The sequence below is a fragment of the Enterococcus alcedinis genome, assembly GCF_014635985.1.
Taxonomy (GTDB): domain Bacteria; phylum Bacillota; class Bacilli; order Lactobacillales; family Enterococcaceae; genus Enterococcus_I; species Enterococcus_I alcedinis.
In genome coordinates, this window is record NZ_BMDT01000001.1 from 179006 (window position 1) to 197703 (window position 18698).

Sequence of the window (18698 nt, forward strand, 5' to 3'; positions counted from 1 at the left end):
GAAAATGGAACGAGCAATTTTTGCAGGTGGGTGTTTTTGGTGTATGGTTCAACCGTTTGATACCCAACCTGGCATTTATAGTGTGACATCAGGTTATACTGGTGGACATACAGTTAATCCTACGTATGAGGAAGTATGTACGAAAGAAACGGGACATACTGAAGCGATTGAAATTATTTTCGATGAGAATGTGATCTCTTATCCAGAATTATTAGCGATTTATTGGCAACAAACCGATCCAACAGACGCTTTCGGTCAATTCCAAGATCGAGGGGATAGTTACCGCCCAGTCATCTATTATTTATCGGAAGAACAAAAGGAACAGGCGGAAATCAGTAAGCAAGCACTTGCTGAAAGTGGACGTTTTGATCAACCAATCGTTACAACGATTGAAGCAGCACATCCATTTTATCCAGCTGAAATGTATCATCAGGATTATTATAAAAAAAACCCAGAGAATTATGCTAGAAACCATGCACTACGAGCAGCATTTTTAGCGGGGAAATGGTGAGTAATGAGAAAAACTTTTTATCAATATTTAATGACTTTAAAAGATACAAAAATTCCAACGGAAACAAGTCAACTGGCTGAAGCAGCGAGTCGTGACTTGCAATTTCCCAAACAAAGCGAAGATTATCACGAAATTTCAGATTATTTAGAGTTAAATACAGATTATTTAGAAAACTTAACATTATTTGACCAACTTTGGGAAGTTTATCTCGAAGAAAACAACTAATAATTAAAAAAGGGGGGATTTTTTTAATGAATAAACACTCGGTTCCGTTTCATCGTTACCTCATTTCCTTAGTTTGTGTGGCTATTATTAGTGCGGGCGTTGTTCATTCGTGGATGACCCGATCGGTTTTATCTGACTCGGCATCAAACCAAGCCGATGAGTTGGTGAAAATTCATGAGTTATATCAAACCATCCAGCAAGATTATTATGAAGAGGTCGATCCAAATGCTTTAATTGAAGGGGCTTTGCAAGGAATGACGGCGGCTTTAGATGATCCTTATACAACGTATCTAAAGGAAGAGGAATCGACGGAATTAAATGAGATGCTTTCCGGTCAATTTGAGGGAATTGGTGCGACACTATCGGTAAAAGAAGGGGAACCTGAAATTGTTGAAGAGCCTAAAGAAAACAGTCCAGCTGCCAAAAGTGGGTTGAAGCAAGGGGATCGTATTATTAAAGTGGATGGCAAGGAAACAAAAGATCAAGATCTAACGCTTGTTGTCGATCAAATTCGTGGTGAAAAAGGCTCAACGGTTTTATTAACGATTCAACGAGAGGAGCAAATATTTGACGTTGAAGTCGTACGTGATACGATTGCTGTCGAATCATTGGCTTTTCAAATTGATCAAGAGAATCCAACGATTGGTAAAATCCAAATTTTTAGCTTTAATAGTACCACCGCTAGTGAATTGAAAGGTGCGATTACGGGCTTACGTGATCAAGGTGCAAAATCTTTCGTATTGGATGTTCGTCAAAATCCAGGCGGTTATTTAGATCAAGTTGAAATCATGGCAAGTATGTTTTTAGAAGATGGCCAAACGATTGTCAAATTTGGTTTGAAAGATGAAATAATCGGTGAAACAAAAGCGTCAAAACTACTAGATGATGGCTTTAAAGTCACTGAACCAGTCATCGTATTAGTCGATGGGCAAAGTGCTTCCGCTTCTGAAATCTTAGCGGCTGCCTTAAATGAGTCGGCAGGTATTACGACTGTTGGACAGACAACTTTCGGTAAAGGAACCGTTCAAGGAATGAATCATTTTTCAGATCAAAGTGAATTGAAAATGACCGTACAAAAATGGCTGACACCAAATGGTCAATGGATTGATAAAAAAGGGTTAAAGCCAACGTATGAGATCCCTTATCCAGCTTATTTTGATTATCCATCGTTAAGTACTTCGGTTGGTTTAAAAATAACCGATGAATCCGAAGCAGTAGGCCATTTGAATGAGTTTCTAACGCTCCTAGGCTATTTGAGCGTGCCAAGTAATAAGGTGTTTACGGAAGATACCAAACAAGCGTTAATGGACTTTCAAGAGGAAAATGAATTACCTGTGAGTGGGGAATTAGATACTGAGACAGCCTTTGCAATTGAATTTCGTTTGATTGAGCAAGAAAAAGAGACGGATGAAATGTATGAGAAGGCAGTCGAATTATTAATGCAAAACGAATAAACGAGAAGGATGAATTCAATGAAATTAAAAAACGCAATTGAATGGTTTTGGCTAATTGTAAAATATACATTAGTAGGGCTGAGTATTGCACTCGTTATTCGAGGTTTTTTGTTTATTCCAGTGCCGGTAGAAGGGAATTCGATGCAAAATACTTTGACGCAAGGCGATTTTGTATTAATGGAAAAGTTTACCGATATTGAGCGTTTTGACGTAATTGTTTTTCAGATGGCAGATGGAACGACCTATATCAAACGAGTGATTGGAATGCCAGGAGATACGGTTAGTTATCGAGGGGATCAATTATTTATTAATGATCAACTAATTGAGGAACCTTTTTTAGCTGAAAATCTGGCACACGATGAAGAGCGGATTCCGTACACAAACGACTTTGAATTTGAAGAGTTAATGGGTGTGAAAAAATTAGGAAAAGGCAGCTACTTTGTTTTGGGTGATAATCGCCGAATGTCCAAGGATAGTCGTTCGTTTGGGGCAATTTCAGAAGAAAACATATTAGGTAAAGCTCGTATTGTTTATTATCCATTCAAACGGATACATCTAGTCTAAAAGTAAAAGGTAGCTTCTCTTTTGAAGTTACCTTTTGTTTTTTTAGAAAAAGGACACACCAAAGAAGCAGTCCTTTGAAAATTATGTTACAATATGAGGCGATGTAAAATGACTAAATGAGAAATATATTATGAAAGTAGGAACATTTAATGACCATCCAATGGTTTCCAGGGCATATGGCGAAAGCTCGCCGAGAAATAAGTGAGAAGTTGAAATTTGTTGATATTATATTTGAGGTAGTTGATGCACGCTTACCGATTTCATCACGTAACCCAATGTTAGATAAATTGTTACAACAAAAACCACGTCTGGTGCTCATTAACAAATCAGATTTAGCAGATGCCAAACAGACAAAGTTATGGGAACAATATTTTGTAAAGCAAGGAGCTTTCACGTTAGCAATTAATGCCCATGAAAATAAATGTGTCAAAGAGATTATTAGTAAAGCTAAAGAGGCGCTAAAAGCTAAAATTGAACGCGATAAAAATCGTGGCTTGAAACCGCGAGCGATTCGTGCGATTGTTATTGGAATTCCTAACGTCGGAAAATCAACATTGATGAATCGATTAGTAGGAAAGAAAATTGCACAAACAGGCAACAAACCAGGTGTAACTAAAGGACAACAATGGTTAAAATCAGGTAAAGATTTAGAATTATTAGACACTCCAGGGATTTTATGGCCTCGTTTTGAAAATCAAGAAATTGGTCGAAAGTTGGCTTTAACTGGTGCAATTAAAGATCAATTGCTACATCTAGATGATATCGCAATCTATGGATTAGCTTTCTTCGCTCGTTATTATCCGACAGAAGTAATGAGACGCTATGGTTTGACAAAAGAAGATCTGACCTTACCGGGTCCAGAATTATTGATTCTAATTACCAAAAAATTAGGTTATGGTGAAGAATTTGACCGTGGGAGCGAGCGTGTCATTTATGATATTCGCCAAGGGCGATTAGGTACTTATACGTTAGATCGCGCAGATGAAATGAGTGTTGAAGATGGACAAGCCTGAATCAATTGCTCAAATCAAAGTTCGCTTGGCAGAAATACTGGATGAGAAACATCCTTATGTCAAATCTTTGCGCCAAGATACACGTCAAGGTGTGCAAAAATTATTGCAACAGTTTGACAAAAAAATAGCGAAAGCGCAGCAGCTAGTGAATAAATACCAAGAAATGCACTCTTTTGAAGAAGTGGCATTAAATAATGGCTATCGCTTAATTGCGGGGATTGATGAGGTCGGTCGCGGTCCGCTAGCAGGGCCAGTTGTAGCTGCTGCAGTTATTTTAGCTCCTGACACGGTTATTTTAGGTTTGAATGACTCAAAGCAATTGAGTGCTCAAAATCGTGAAAATTTAGTCAAAGAAATTGAAGAAAAAGCTTTGGCAATTGGAATAGGGGTCATTGAACCTGCGGAAATTGATCGAATAAATATTTATCAAGCAAGCAAACAAGCGATGATCGTAGCAGTTGAAAAATTAAGTGTAACACCCGATTATTTACTAATTGATGCGATGAATTTAACATTAGCTATCCCTCAAGAAAAGATTATTAAAGGGGATGCTCGTTCGGTTTCAATTGCAGCAGCTAGTATCATTGCTAAAGTTTATCGCGATGATTTGATGGCTGAGTATGATCAAAAATATCCTGGTTATGGTTTCACAAATAATGCAGGTTATGGTACAAAAGAACACTTAAATGCATTAGAAAAACAAGGGATTACGCCGATTCATCGTCGCAGTTTTTCACCGGTAGCAAATTATGTATAAACTTTAAAATAGCGACTCACTTTTTGCGAATTTATAGTCAAATAGACGCAGAAAGAGGGTCGTTTTTTTGGATAAAAATAGCGATATGGAAGACTTATTATTGAAATTAGTATACTGTGAAGGCTTAAGTATTGTAGGGAAATGGAAAGTTTTAAAGGTGGCGTTAAAGCTAGAATATACGAAATTTTCAGTGGAAGAGCTTGTTAAAATAACGAATTATCAAGGAAAAAAAGGAATCTTACAAACGAGCTGGCAAGGGTTACAGTTAGAGGAACTTAAGGAGAAATTATCGAATCAAAAAGCGCTATCTTTTTACTCGTCAGACTATCCTGAGTCTTTAAAAAATAGTCATTATCCACCACTTTTTTTATTTTATGAAGGAAATATCAATTGGTTAAATTATCCCTCGCTTGCAATCGTAGGTGCAAGAGATGCCACGCGATATGCCAATCAAGTGTTGCAACGTATTGTTCCGCGCTTAGTTGAAAAAAATCAAGTGATTGTTAGTGGGTTAGCCAAAGGAGTGGATCGCTTTAGCCACGAATTAGCTCTTCGTTCAGGAGGGAAAACAATTGGTGTGATCGGTTGCGGATTAGATATTTGTTATCCGCGAGAGGTCAGTGATTTATTTTTGGAAATGAAGCAAAATCATTTAGTTCTAAGTGAATACCCTTTAAATACTCCAATCAAACGTCACCATTTTCCGATGCGCAATCGGATTATTGCAGGTATTTCAGATGGGACGTGCGTGATTGAAGCCAAAGAACGAAGCGGTTCATTGATCACTGCACAACTAGCTTTGGAAGCAGGCAAAGAAGTTTTTGCGATTCCTGGTGAAATTTTAAGTGGGCAATCCAATGGATGTCATCATTTGATCCAAGATGGTGCAAAATGCGTCTATCGAATGGAAGATATTTTAGAGGATTTACCGAAATATTGATAGAAACGATAAAAAAGATGAATATCCTTTCTTGACAAAATATTCTCTTACCGATATGATAAGCTACGATTTGTTGTAATCAAACAAATAGACTATTATATAGTAGGAATTTGTTTTTGAAAGGAGTCAAAAATAGTATGGCTTATAAATATTTAGTAATTGTAGAATCACCTGCAAAAGCAAAAACAATTGAAAAGTACCTTGGAAAAAATTATAAAGTGGTTGCAAGTGTCGGACACGTCCGGGATTTACCAAAGAGTAAAATGGGAATTGATGTCGAAAACAACTACGAACCGCATTACATCTCAATTCGTGGAAAAGGCGATGTTATTAAAGGATTACGCTCAGCTGCAAAAAAAGCTGAAAAAGTTTTTCTCGCAAGTGACCCGGATAGAGAAGGGGAAGCCATTGCGTGGCATTTATCATTTTTACTCGGTTTGGATTTAAAGGATAAAAACCGCGTTGTTTTCAATGAAATTACAAAAGATGCAGTCAAGGCAGCTTTCAAAGAGCCGCGTTCGATTGACGTGGATTTGGTTGATGCACAACAAGCTCGTCGAATTTTAGACCGTTTAGTTGGTTATTCAATTAGCCCCATTTTATGGCGTAAAGTTAAGAAAGGCTTAAGTGCGGGACGTGTACAATCGATTGCTCTCAAAATGATTGTCGATCGTGAAAAAGCAATTCGTGTCTTTGAACCAGAAGAGTACTGGAGTTTAGATGGTAATTTCCAAAAAGGTCGTAAGAAATTCAAAGCAAGTTTTTGGGGTGTTGATGGTAAGAAGAAAAAATTACCAAACGCTGCAAGTGTTAAAGAAGTCACCGATCGCATTCAATCAAAAGAATATGAAGTGAAAAAAGTTGAGAAAAAAGAACGTAAGCGTCAAGCAGCAGCCCCATTCACGACAAGTAGTTTACAACAAGAAGCTGCTCGTAAGTTGAATTTCCGGACACGTAAAACGATGATGGTCGCTCAACAGCTATACGAGGGGATTGCTTTAGGTCGTCAAGGGACGGTTGGTTTAATTACTTATATGCGTACTGATTCAAAGCGTATTTCTGACACTGCCAAAGAAGAAACGGCAGCATTTATTGAAGAGCGTTATGGTAAAGAATTCGTTGCGCATCAAACGAAAGCCTCAAAAAATACAAAAGGGGCGCAAGATGCCCATGAGGCGATTCGTCCAACGAGTACTTTGCGTACACCAGAAGAATTGGAAAAATATTTAGATAAAGATCAAATGAAACTGTATCGTTTAATTTGGTCAAGACTTGTGGCGAGTCAAATGACTCCAGCAGTTTTTGATACGATGAAAGTAACATTGGAACAAAATGGTGTGACTTTTATTGCGAATGGCTCAAAAATTAAATTTAAAGGCTTTATGCAAGTTTATGTTGAAAGTCGTGATGATGGGAAAGAAGAAAAAGATAATATCTTACCAGACTTAGAAGTCGGTGAGATGGTGACTTCGGTTGATATTGAGCCAAAGCAACACTTTACACAACCACCAGCTCGCTTTACCGAAGCGACACTGATCAAAACATTAGAAGAAAATGGTGTTGGTCGACCGTCAACTTATGCACCAACACTCGAAACTATTCAAAGACGTTATTACGTGAAGTTAGCGCAAAAACGTTTTGAACCGACCGAGTTGGGTGAAATCGTGAATTCAATTATTGAAGATTTCTTCCCACAAATTATTGATATTCACTTCACAGCAGAAATGGAAAACAATTTAGATGCGATTTCTGTTGGTAATGAAGAATGGCGAAAAGTCGTCGATCAATTCTATCGACCATTTGAGATTGAACTCGTTAAAGCAGAGGAAAACATCGAAAAAATTCAAATTAAAGATGAACCAGCTGGTTTTGATTGTGAATTATGTGGGCATCCAATGGTGATTAAATTAGGACGCTACGGCAAGTTTTATGCTTGTAGTAACTTCCCTGACTGTCGTAACACAAAAGCGATTGTTAAGGAAATTGGTGTTGCTTGTCCGAAATGCCACGAAGGTCAAATTATTGAACGTAAATCCAAGAAAAACCGCTTATTTTATGGTTGCAATCGATATCCAGAGTGTGAGTTTGTTTCATGGGATAAACCAATTGGACGAAACTGTCCGAAATGTGAGCATTACTTAGTTGAAAAGAAAGTTAAAGGCGGTAAACAAATCATCTGTCCAAATGGTGATTACGAAGAAACTGTTCAAAAATAAAACAAAACGCGACGATAAGGAGAATCTTATGAAACACGTAAATGTAATTGGAGCCGGATTAGCAGGAAGTGAAGCGGCTTGGCAAATTGCCCAAGCTGGTGTTGCGGTTCATCTATACGAAATGCGCCCTAAAAAAATGACGGATGCGCATCATACTGAAAATTTTGCTGAATTGGTTTGTTCCAATTCTTTACGAGGGAATAGTTTAGCCAATGCTGTAGGGGTTTTAAAAGAAGAGATGCGCCGTTTAAATTCAGTCGTGGTTCATTCAGCTGATGAAACAGCTGTGCCAGCAGGAGGGGCTTTAGCGGTCGATCGTCATGAGTTTTCTGCAGCGATTACGAAAAAAGTGAAAGAACACCCCTTGGTCACTGTTTTTGAAGAAGAAGTAACAGAAATTCCTGAAGGTGTAACGATTATTGCGACAGGTCCATTGACTTCAGAACCGCTATCAAAGGCGATCCAAGCGTTCAATGGTTCAGAAGGTTTTTATTTCTACGATGCTGCTGCTCCAATTATTGATAAATCGACGATTGATATGGATAAAGTTTACTTGAAATCACGTTATGATAAAGGTGAAGCGGCGTATTTAAACTGTCCAATGAATAAAGAGGAGTTTGAAGCGTTTCGTGAAGCGCTAATTACGGCTGAAGTTGCACCATTAAAAGAATTCGAAAAAGAAATTTTCTTTGAAGGTTGCATGCCGATTGAAGTGATGGCAAGTCGCGGACCGAAAACAATGCTATTTGGCCCGATGAAACCCGTTGGTCTGGAAGATCCTAAAACAGACAAACGCCCATACGCGGTGATTCAGTTACGTCAAGATAATGCCGTTGCCTCTCTTTATAATATTGTTGGTTTCCAAACACACCTTAAGTGGGGCGAACAAAAACGTGTTTTCCGCATGATTCCTGGTTTAGAAAATGCTGAAATCGTCCGTTATGGAGTAATGCACCGTAATAGTTTCATGAATTCACCAGAGTTATTACAACAAACGTATCAATCAAAAAAACGTGATGACCTATTCTTTGCCGGTCAAATGACTGGGGTTGAAGGATACGTTGAAAGTGCGGCAAGCGGTTTATTAGCCGGAATTAATGCGGCCCGCCTTGTTAAAGGGCAAGAGCCGATTGTTTTACCGCGAGAAATGGCGATGGGAAGCTTGGCTTACTATATTACTCATGCCTCAGGGAAACATTTCCAACCAATGAATACGAACTTTGGGTTATTCCCTGAATTACCAGAACGAATTAAAGATAAAAAAACGCGTTATGAAGCGTTAGCGAATCGTGCACTCGATCATCTAGCAGCGATTCAATCGGAATTAATTGAAACAACAACAATTAATAGCTAAATAGAACACCTTTAGTCGTAGCTTATTTTGCGACTAAAGGTGTATCTTTTTGTTTTACTGAAATATATCTTGTATAGTTGAAATGTATGCGCTATGATTTTATCAAAGGAGTGTGAGTCCGGTGTTTCGAGAAGTATTACATGATGTAACGAATTATTTAGCGACGCAATCATTACTTGTGCAAACGATTAGTTGGTTGGTGATTATTTTATTACTCATTGTTGGTTTTTACCTCCTCGTTAGTTTGTTGTTTTTCCCTGGTATGTATCTATTCAATCGATTGACGGATAAAAATAAAAGCAATTCCTTGTCACGAGAAGAATTGTTACTCGGGCAACTGACACTCAAAATTCATGGAGATTCTGTCGGAGAAGTCATGGAAGTTGGTAGTCAAACAGCACGCTCGACCTATCCGGCGCGATTGTATCGTGAAAAAGATCGTAAAGAAAATGTGCTATTAGAAAAAGGAACAAAAGTAATAATTATTGAATTTGATGATCAAGGAGTCGCGTGGGTCATTGAAAATAAAAACGCATAAAAAGGGGCGATTTAAATGTTTCAAGTGTTTGGATTATTAGAAAATATATTTTTTTGGTTGATTTTAATCATAATTGGGTTATTAGCATTCTTAATGGCGCGTTATCGGATTGGAAAGCCCGATGAAGCGTTGATTGTCACCGGATCTTTTCTAGGCAAAGAAGGGATTAAAATTTTGAAGAATAGTGGAACGTTCGTTATTCCCATTGTTCAAAAAGCACATAAACTAAGTCTTTTGACACATAAATTAGAAATTGGAACACCTGAAGTTTATACAGAGCAAGGGGTACCTATTCTAGCGAGTGCAACGGTTTTAGTTAAAGTTGGGAACAGCGATGAGTCAATTAAAACGGCAGCAGAACAATATTTGGGTAAAACGACACTAGAGCTTGAAGATGAGGCAAGAGAAGTCTTAGAAGGTCACTTACGGGCTATTTTAGGGACGATGACTGTTGAGGCTATCTATCGTAACCGAGATGACTTTGCGGAACAAGTACAAAAAGTCGCTTCGACTGATTTGAGTAAAATGGGATTAGAAATTGTGTCATTTACAATCAAAGATGTGACGGATCCAAATGGCTACTTAGATGCATTAGGGCGTCCACAAATCGCTGAAGTGAAGAAAAATGCTGAAGTTGCAGAATCGAATGCCTTACGTGAAACGAGAATTCGACAAGCGGCCAACGAACAATTAGCACAACAAGAAGAGATTCAACGTCGTACGGAAATTGCGGAAGCAAATAAAGAGATGGCTCTAAAACAGGCTCACTATAAACAAGAACAAGAAGTGGCCAATGCAATCGCAGAACAAGTTGCAACAGGCGAACAAATGAAAGTACAATTAATTGAACAAGAAAAAAATATTGAAATTCAAGCAAAACAAGCGGAATTAGCCGAAAAAGAATTAACGGCAACGTTAAGAAAACGAGCAGAAGCGGATAAATACGTAGTGGAACAAAATGCCTTGGCAGATAAAGCACGTGAAATTGCAAAAGCGGAAGCTGAAGCTGCTAAAGTTCGTTTAGCAACAGAAGCGGAAGCTGAAAGAATTGAAAAATTAGGTCAAGCTGATGCTGAACGAATTGCGAAAATTGGTCAAGCGGAAGCTGAAAGCCAAGAGAAGATGGCTATTGCTTTACAAAAATTAAATGAAGCAGGTATTTTAATCGAATTCATTAAAGTCTTACCGGCAATTGCTAAAGAGGTCAACGCACCAATTAGTAATATTGACAAAGTGGTCAGCTTCGGTGGTTCAGGCGGCATCCATGAAATGGGAGAAGCGGGTTTAGCTAGGACTTTTGATACGATTAAAGAAACAACTGGGCTTGATTTGGTTCAACTAATCAATGAATCAATGGCTGTCAAGCAAGGAAATAAAGAACTCGTAGCAGCTGTGGAGCAGTCTAGTCAATCTTAATTAATAATTAGAGAATTCAACTGAAAATAGTTGTCGATGATCCTTTTAGTAGGAAAATTGATAACTATTTTTTGTTAAAAGGACGAAAAAATTTTCATGAAAATTGCTTTAAATCAATCATTCGAAGCAATTATGAGGAAATTATGAATGAAATGTGTCTGATTTTGAAATAATTCCTTAAATTCTGACAATTGGCAACAATTCAATTGTATTTTTTTATTTGCTATGCTAATCTTTAAAATGATTAGGATGGAGGGAGCAAATGACTGTTAGAGATTGGGTACAAGAATTTATTCGCTACTTGATTGTTGAGCGGGGATACTCCGATAAGACACGGATAGCTTATGAAAAAGATATCGAGGACTATCAATTGTTTTTATCAGAGACCGGCAATAATTCTTATTTGTCAGTTGATTACCGTGATGTTCGAATCTATTTAGGTTATTTAACGAATGAGAAAAAATATAGTCGCAATACGATTAATCGGAAAATGGCTAGCTTGCGTTCATTCTATCAATATCTTCTACGTCAAGAAGTGATTTCAGAAAATCCATTTAGTTATATCCATTTAAAAAAACAAAATCAACGGTTGCCTCATTTCTTCTATGAAAAAGAAATGGCATCACTAATCCAAAGCGTCCAAGGACAAGAACCGTTAGAGCAACGCAATCGTGCGTTACTCGAAATTCTTTATGGATCAGGGTTGCGTGTGAGCGAGTGTAGTCATCTGACATTAGCGACGATTGATTGGGAACATTCTGTTTTGCGAGTAGTTGGTAAAGGGAATAAAGAACGTTATGTCCCATTTAATCAAACAGCAAAAGAAGCGTTACTGACTTATATTCAAGCAGGTCGTAATGAGTTGATGAGTCAGCATCAAACAACGCATGATTTTGTCTTTGTGAATCATTTAGGTGAACAGTTGACTGCAAAAGGGATTTCCTATGTTTTAAATCAAATCATCAAAAAGGGAAGTCTAGATTTACAGATTAATCCCCATAAATTGCGCCACACATTCGCGACTCATTTACTAAATAATGGAGCGGATATGCGAACCGTGCAAGAGTTGCTAGGTCATGAAAACTTATCGACGACGCAAATCTATACGCACGTTACAAAAGAAAGTTTACAAAAAAATTATCGACAATTTCATCCTAGGGCTTAACGTTTTAGTTGATGAAAACATATAAAGGAGCACGAAGTTATGAAACCAGAATTTCACTCAACAACGATTTGTGCCATTGAAAAAGATGGCAAATTTGCGATGGCTGGTGACGGTCAAGTGACCATGGGCGAGCAGATCGTAATGAAAGGTACAGCTAAAAAAGTCCGTCGTATCTACCATGATCAAGTGGTAGTTGGATTTGCCGGTAGTGTCGCAGATGCCTTTACATTAGAAGAGAAATTTGAAGAAAAACTAAACGAATACAATGGTAATTTACAAAGAGCTGCCGTTGAATTGGCTCAAGAGTGGCGTACAAAACAATCAATGCAAAAATTAGAAGCGATGTTAATCGTCATGAATAATAAAGAAATGTTGCTTGTTTCTGGAACGGGTGAGGTCATTGCACCAGATGATGGCATTCTTGCAATTGGTTCAGGTGGAAACTATGCCTTAGCAGCTGCTCGTGCGATGAAACAGTACGGTGGGGCTGATTTAAGTGCAAGTGAGATTGCCAAAAATGCCCTAACGGTTGCAGCAGACATTTGTGTCTTTACAAACCATAATATTATTGTGGAGGAATTTTAATTATGATGAATCAAAATATATCACCAAAAGAAATCGTTGCGGAATTAGACCGCTATATTATTGGTCAGCAAGCTGCTAAAAAATCAGTTGCTGTTGCGTTACGTAATCGCTATCGTCGTCTGCAATTAGAAGAAGAGATGCAGCAAGAAGTTACACCTAAAAATATTTTAATGATTGGTCCGACTGGGGTAGGTAAGACTGAAATTGCTCGCCGTTTAGCTAAAATTGTTCAGGCTCCATTTGTAAAAGTTGAGGCGACAAAGTTCACCGAAGTTGGTTACGTTGGTCGTGACGTAGAATCGATGGTCCGTGATTTAGTTGAACATGCGATTCAAATTGTTCGGAAAGAACAATTTTCGCGTGTTCGTATTCGTGCAGAAAAAAAAGCGAACCGTCGCTTAGCGAAAGTATTGGTACCAGGGATTCGTAAGGAGCAAAAGAAAGCGGTCAATCCTTATGAACAAATGATGTCGATGTTTAATCAAGTACAACAGCCTGAAGAAGTCAAAGAAGAATTAACCGATGATATTCGTAGCAATCGTCAATCGATCTATGAGCAGTTAGAGCAAGGATTGCTAGATGCTCGCGAAGTCACAATTGAAATTGATGAACCGAAAACGACTGCGCCTTCCATGAATAATGGTTTAGAGCAAATGGGGATCGACCTTAATGAAACATTGGGCGCATTAAAGCCACGTAAAAAAATTGAACGCACGGTAACGGTGAAAGAAGCACGTGAATTACTGATTCAAGAAGAATCTTCAAAAATGGTCAATGATTCGGATATCCATAGCGAAGCCTTACGTTTAGCTGAATCAAGCGGGATTATTTTTATTGATGAGATTGATAAAATTACGTCAAAATCACAACAATCAGGAGAGGTATCTCGTGAAGGAGTGCAACGTGATATTTTACCAATTGTTGAAGGTTCACAAGTTAATACAAAATATGGTGTAATTCACACCGATCATATTTTATTTATCGCTTCAGGTGCTTTCCATTTATCAAAACCAAGTGACTTGATTCCTGAATTACAAGGCCGTTTTCCAATTCGTGTTGAGTTGGATGATTTAACAGCGGAAGACTTTGTAAAGATTTTAAAAGAACCGAATAACGCTTTGGTAAAACAATATATCGCATTACTGGGAACGGAAGGTGTGAAGATTACCTTTACGCTAGAATCGTTGGAACGCATCGCGGAACTGGCTTTTCAAGTCAACCGTGATACCGATAATATCGGTGCGCGACGTTTGCATACGATTTTAGAAAAACTATTAGAAGACTTATTGTTTGAAGCGTCTGAGATTCAATTAGCTGAAATTACAATTACCGAAGCCTATGTCGATGAAAAATTAGCTGAAATTGTGAAGAATGAAGATTTAAGTCGCTATATACTTTAAGCTTGGGGGAGTAAAAATGAGTACACTGTTAGAAAAGACAAGACAAATCAACGAGTTGCTGCAACAAAAGAATACATTTGATTTAGCAACAGATTTGCCTTACGATAAAATGGCAATCGTTTTAGGGGATATCTTGAATAGTAATGCATATATTATTAGTCAAGATGGCGCGTTGCTTGGTTTTAATGAAAAACATGACGTCAACAATGATCGTGTAAAAAATATGTTTATTGAAAAACAGTTTCCGAAAAGCTACACTTATATGGCGGACCGGTTGGCTAGTACAGAGGCCAATATACCAATTAGTAGTGACTTGACGGCTTTTCCAATCGAATCACGTGAGCTTTATCCAGAAGGCGTGACAACCGTTGTACCAATCTATGGTGCGGGTTCTCGCTTAGGAACTATTATTTTGTCAAGAATTGACCAGTTTTTTGATGATGAGGCGCTTGTGTTGGCTGAATATAGCGCGACAGTAGTCGGTATGCAAATTTTGTATCAACAATCAAGAAATATCGAGGAAGCCGTTCGTAGTACCACTGCTGTTCAAATGGCGATTAGCACGTTATCATATAGTGAACTGATTGCTGTCCAAGCAATCTTTAAAGCCTTGGATGGTGATGAGGGGCGTTTAACAGCTTCAAATATTGCTGATGAGATTGGGATTACTCGTTCCGTGATTGTTAATGCTCTACGTAAGTTAGAGTCAGCTGGTATTATTGAGTCTCGTTCATTAGGGATGAAAGGTACCTATTTAAAAGTGTTAAATCACCGCTTTAAAGAAGAATTAAATAAAGCTTAAGAACTTGTGAGGGGGATTTGGTATGAAAGTAACAATTGAAACGGATTATTTACAAGCGACGATCGACTCGTATGGTGCGGAGTTGCAAAGCCTATATAGTAAAGAACATAAAATAGAATATTTGTGGAAAGGCGATCCGGAGTTTTGGGGACGTCACGCACCGGTCTTATTTCCCTTTGTGGGTTCCCTGAAAGATCAGCAATACACGCATCAAGGGCAAACGTATACGATGGGACAGCATGGTTTTGCTCGTGATATGGAATTTTCACTCGTAGAACAAAAGAAAGATGAAGTAACTTTTGTTTTAAAAAGTAATAAAACAACTAAAGCGGTCTATCCGTTTGATTTTCAGTTGTTTATTTCCTATCAACTTGGTGGTGATGGCATCACAACGTATTATCGTGTAGTGAATGAATCGGATGAGATGATGTATTTTTCGATTGGTGGACATCCAGCTTTTAATGTGCCATTAGAAGAAGACTTAACTTTTGAAGATTATTACTTAAAAACGTCACCTATGAAGTCTCGTATTCAGATCCCATTAGTTGGACCACTCGTTGACTTGGAGCACCGCACATTAGGACAAACAAATGCAACAATTGCTTTTACACGTGATTTATTTGAAAAAGATGCCTTAATTTATGAAACACTTGGTTTGAATTCTTTTTCAATTTGTAGTGATAAATCGCCACATAGTGTGACATTATCGTATAATAACTTACCATTTGTTGGTATTTGGTCACCTTATGGAAAAGAAGCACCGTTTGTTTGTATTGAACCATGGTCAGGTGTAGCAGATGCGATTGATGCAAGTGGAGAATTAAGTGAGAAATTCGGGATTCAAAAATTGGCGAGTCAAGCTGAATTTTTCTCGAAATACGCGATTACGGTTAAATAAGAAAAACGTTGAGTAATCGGATTTTTGATATCCGCTACTCAACGTTTATTTATTTTTTTGTTTGATTTAAACCAAATGGAACTTTGCTCTCTGTCCCATTTTTGATACGTGAAATATTATCTTTATGCCGAAAAACGATAAAAAACGTAACACAGACTGCAATGACCGTCAGTAGCCAATCTTGTGTTGTCAGTAAAAAGGGGGCTATTTTTGGTGCAAAGATGGTAAGTATCGTAATAATGAATGCGGCAATCATGCTCGATAAGCTAACCATGCTAGTGATGTATAGCAGGATTATAAAAAGTAAAATAGAGAAAATAAAAAACACTGGGTTGTAAGCTAACAACATTCCTGCACTTGTTGCAACTGCTTTTCCGCCTTTAAAACGGGCGAAAATAGGGAAGGTGTGACCTAAAATTGCTGCACAGCCAAACCAGAGTGGGTTAATATTTTCTAAGTGAAAGATTAAAGGGAGCATCGTAGCTAAAGTTCCTTTAAAAATATCCATAAATAAAACGATAATTCCTGCTTTTTTTCCTAAAACTCGGAAGGTATTCGTTGTTCCGGTGTTACCACTACCAAATTGGCGAATATCTTTTTTAAAGAATAATTGGCCAATCCAGACGCCAGAAGGAATCGAACCGAGAAGATAAGCGATAAAAAGAAATAAAATAATTTTCATAATAACTCACTTTCTAAAAAAATCTAGTTTCATCTTAGCACGAAAAAAGAGTTTCAACAATCGATTTATTTTAGTGTGTCATAAAAACGATTCAATAATATATATGGAATATTTTTGCGAATTAGGGTAGTTATGATGTATAATGATTCGAGTGATTTTATAAACAAAGGAGCGTTTGCTTTGGTAAAAAAGAATGTAACAGAATACAATGATGCTTCAATCCAAGTATTAGAAGGATTAGAAGCCGTTCGAAAAAGACCAGGAATGTATATTGGGTCGACGGATAGTCGTGGTTTGCATCATCTCGTTTATGAAATCGTAGATAATGCCGTTGATGAAGTTTTGTCCGGTTATGGGGATAAAATTGAAGTGGTTTTACACAAAGATAACAGTATTAGTGTGGAGGATTTTGGCCGAGGTATGCCTGTTGGGCTACATACATCAGGAGTTTCAACTGTTCAAGTGATCTTTACTGTCTTACATGCCGGTGGGAAATTTGGGCAAGGTGGTTATAAAACATCCGGTGGTCTACACGGTGTGGGTGCAAGTGTTGTAAATGCCCTATCTCAATGGTTAACCGTCTCGATTTATCGTGATGGAGTAGAATACAGCCAAAAATTTAAAGATGGTGGAAAACCAGATGGCAAATTAAAAAAAGTTGGGAAAACAAAGCGTGGAAATGGAACAAAAGTTCATTTTCTACCAGATACATCTATTTTTTCAGTGACTAAGTTTTCTTATGATACGCTATCAGAACGTTTACGCGAGTCGGCTTTTTTATTAAAAGGCGTCCAAATTCGTTTAGTTGATTTAAGAGAAACTGAGGAGGTTGAAGAAACTTTCCATTACGACGAAGGGATTTCAGCCTTCGTTGCGTATTTAAATGAAGAAAAAGATAGTCTGACACCGATTATGTATTTTTCAGGCGAAAAAGAAGGAATTGAAGTCGAGGTAGCGATTCAGTACAACGATGGCTTCTCAGAAAATCTTCTTTCATTTGTTAATAATGTTCGAACAAGAGATGGCGGGACACATGAAGTCGGAATGAAGACTGCTTTAACGAAAGCTTTTAATGAATATGCGCGGAAAGTAAATTTATTAAAGGAAAAAGATAAGAACTTAGAAGGTAGTGATTTCCGCGAAGGATTAGCTGCTATTCTGTCAATTCGTGTACCAGAGAACCTTCTGCAATTCGAAGGACAAACAAAAGAAAAACTAGGGACACCTGTTGCTAGAAGTATCGTGGAGCAAATTGTGAATGAACAACTCGGCTACTATTTACTTGAAAATAGCGAAACGAGTCAAATGTTAATTCGTAAAGCTTTAAAAGCCCGTGAGGCCCGTGAAGCGGCTCGTAAGGCACGTGAAGAAAGCCGTAATGGTAAAAAACGTAAAAAAGGTGAATCGTTACTTTCAGGGAAATTAACACCAGCACAATCACGTAACCCTAAGAAAAACGAATTGTATTTAGTCGAAGGAGACTCGGCGGGTGGCTCGGCGAAACAAGGAAGAGACCGTAAGTTCCAGGCCATTTTACCGTTACGTGGAAAAGTAATCAACACGGAAAAAGCAAAAATGCAAGACATCTTAAAAAATGAAGAAATCAATACGATGATCTATACAATTGGTGCGGGTGTTGGTCCGGAGTTTTCGATTGAAGACTGTAATTACGATAAAGTGATTATCATGACCGATGCCGATACTGATGGTGCGCATATTCAAGTCTTATTATTGACATTCTTTTATCGTTATATGAAACCATTAATTGAAGCCGGAAAAATTTATATTGCTTTGCCGCCACTTTATAAAGTTTCTAGAGGAGTAGGTAAAAAAGAAGTCATTGAATACGCTTGGACGGAAGATGAATTACAAGAAAAAATTCAAAAAATCGGTCGCGGCTATATGATCCAACGCTATAAAGGTTTAGGTGAAATGAACGCGGATCAGTTATGGGACACGACAATGGATCCTAGTACACGAACGTTAATCCGTGTGTGGATCGATGATGCGGCGCAAGCCGAGCGTCGAGTAACGACTTTAATGGGGGATAAAGTACCACCTCGTCGAAAATGGATTGAAAATAACGTGAAATTTACGTTAGAAGATTCTGTTGGTATCTTGGATAAAGAAGCCAATAAATCTACGACAAACAATGAAAGTGACTTAATGGAAGAGTAG

18 protein-coding genes are annotated in these 18698 nt (G+C 37.9%); 17 read left to right on the plus strand and 1 reads right to left on the minus strand.

Features of this window, described 5'->3' with window-relative positions:
• The first annotated feature begins 4 nt into the window (after nt 1-4).
• From msrA to IEV09_RS00985, 16 genes are all read left to right on the plus strand, one after another.
• Nucleotides 5-511, plus strand: a complete 507-nt coding sequence (gene msrA / locus IEV09_RS00910; protein WP_188366381.1) for a peptide-methionine (S)-S-oxide reductase MsrA — start codon at nt 5-7, stop codon at nt 509-511.
• 3 nt (nt 512-514) lie between these two features.
• The gene (locus tag IEV09_RS00915; protein WP_188366382.1) at nt 515-736 is read left to right on the plus strand and encodes a YozE family protein; all 222 of its coding nucleotides are present in this window, start codon (nt 515-517) and stop codon (nt 734-736) included.
• 26 nt (nt 737-762) lie between these two features.
• On the plus strand, nt 763-2190 hold the full coding sequence (locus tag IEV09_RS00920) for a S41 family peptidase (protein WP_188366383.1): 1428 nt from the start codon (nt 763-765) through the stop codon (nt 2188-2190).
• Nucleotides 2191-2208: 18 nt separating this feature from the next.
• A complete protein-coding gene (lepB, locus tag IEV09_RS00925) occupies nt 2209-2754 on the plus strand; it encodes a signal peptidase I (RefSeq protein WP_373281465.1) in 546 nt (181 codons plus the stop codon).
• A 149-nt stretch (nt 2755-2903) separates the two neighbouring features.
• Nucleotides 2904-3767, plus strand: a complete 864-nt coding sequence (ylqF, locus tag IEV09_RS00930) for a ribosome biogenesis GTPase YlqF (RefSeq protein WP_188366385.1) — start codon at nt 2904-2906, stop codon at nt 3765-3767.
• Complete coding sequence (rnhB, locus tag IEV09_RS00935; RefSeq protein ID WP_188366386.1) at nt 3754-4524, plus strand: ribonuclease HII; 771 nt, start codon at nt 3754-3756, stop codon at nt 4522-4524. The genes ylqF and rnhB overlap by 14 nt, the downstream gene beginning before the upstream one ends.
• A gap of 85 nt (nt 4525-4609) precedes the next feature.
• The gene (gene dprA / locus IEV09_RS00940) at nt 4610-5464 is read left to right on the plus strand and encodes a DNA-processing protein DprA (protein ID WP_188366746.1); all 855 of its coding nucleotides are present in this window, start codon (nt 4610-4612) and stop codon (nt 5462-5464) included.
• 137 nt (nt 5465-5601) lie between these two features.
• Entirely contained in the window at nt 5602-7680 is a 2079-nt protein-coding gene (gene topA, locus IEV09_RS00945; protein WP_188366387.1) for a type I DNA topoisomerase, read from the plus strand.
• Nucleotides 7649-9034 carry an FADH(2)-oxidizing methylenetetrahydrofolate--tRNA-(uracil(54)-C(5))-methyltransferase TrmFO gene (gene trmFO / locus IEV09_RS00950; RefSeq protein ID WP_188366747.1) on the plus strand — a complete coding sequence of 462 codons (1386 nt, stop codon included), beginning with the start codon at nt 7649-7651 and terminating at the stop codon, nt 9032-9034. The genes topA and trmFO overlap by 32 nt, the downstream gene beginning before the upstream one ends.
• Nucleotides 9035-9155: 121 nt before the next feature.
• The gene (locus IEV09_RS00955) at nt 9156-9572 is read left to right on the plus strand and encodes a hypothetical protein (protein WP_188366388.1); all 417 of its coding nucleotides are present in this window, start codon (nt 9156-9158) and stop codon (nt 9570-9572) included.
• Between the two features lie 15 nt (nt 9573-9587).
• Complete coding sequence (locus tag IEV09_RS00960; protein ID WP_188366389.1) at nt 9588-10988, plus strand: flotillin family protein; 1401 nt, start codon at nt 9588-9590, stop codon at nt 10986-10988.
• Between the two features lie 262 nt (nt 10989-11250).
• On the plus strand, nt 11251-12153 hold the full coding sequence (xerC, locus tag IEV09_RS00965) for a tyrosine recombinase XerC (RefSeq protein WP_188366390.1): 903 nt from the start codon (nt 11251-11253) through the stop codon (nt 12151-12153).
• 39 nt (nt 12154-12192) lie between these two features.
• Entirely contained in the window at nt 12193-12738 is a 546-nt protein-coding gene (gene hslV / locus IEV09_RS00970; protein ID WP_188366391.1) for an ATP-dependent protease subunit HslV, read from the plus strand.
• Between the two features lie 5 nt (nt 12739-12743).
• Complete coding sequence (hslU, locus tag IEV09_RS00975; RefSeq protein WP_188366748.1) at nt 12744-14138, plus strand: ATP-dependent protease ATPase subunit HslU; 1395 nt, start codon at nt 12744-12746, stop codon at nt 14136-14138.
• 16 nt (nt 14139-14154) lie between these two features.
• Entirely contained in the window at nt 14155-14940 is a 786-nt protein-coding gene (codY, locus tag IEV09_RS00980; protein ID WP_188366392.1) for a GTP-sensing pleiotropic transcriptional regulator CodY, read from the plus strand.
• Between the two features lie 22 nt (nt 14941-14962).
• Complete coding sequence (locus IEV09_RS00985) at nt 14963-15838, plus strand: aldose 1-epimerase family protein (protein ID WP_188366393.1); 876 nt, start codon at nt 14963-14965, stop codon at nt 15836-15838.
• A gap of 49 nt (nt 15839-15887) precedes the next feature.
• On the opposite strand, the gene plsY is transcribed toward IEV09_RS00985, so the two are convergent.
• Complete coding sequence (plsY, locus tag IEV09_RS00990) at nt 15888-16520, minus strand: glycerol-3-phosphate 1-O-acyltransferase PlsY (protein ID WP_188366394.1); 633 nt, start codon at nt 16518-16520, stop codon at nt 15888-15890.
• Between the two features lie 180 nt (nt 16521-16700).
• On the opposite strand from plsY, the gene parE reads away from it, so the two are divergent.
• Nucleotides 16701-18698, plus strand: coding sequence for a DNA topoisomerase IV subunit B (gene parE / locus IEV09_RS00995; RefSeq protein ID WP_306450156.1), 1998 nt, complete (start codon nt 16701-16703; stop codon nt 18696-18698).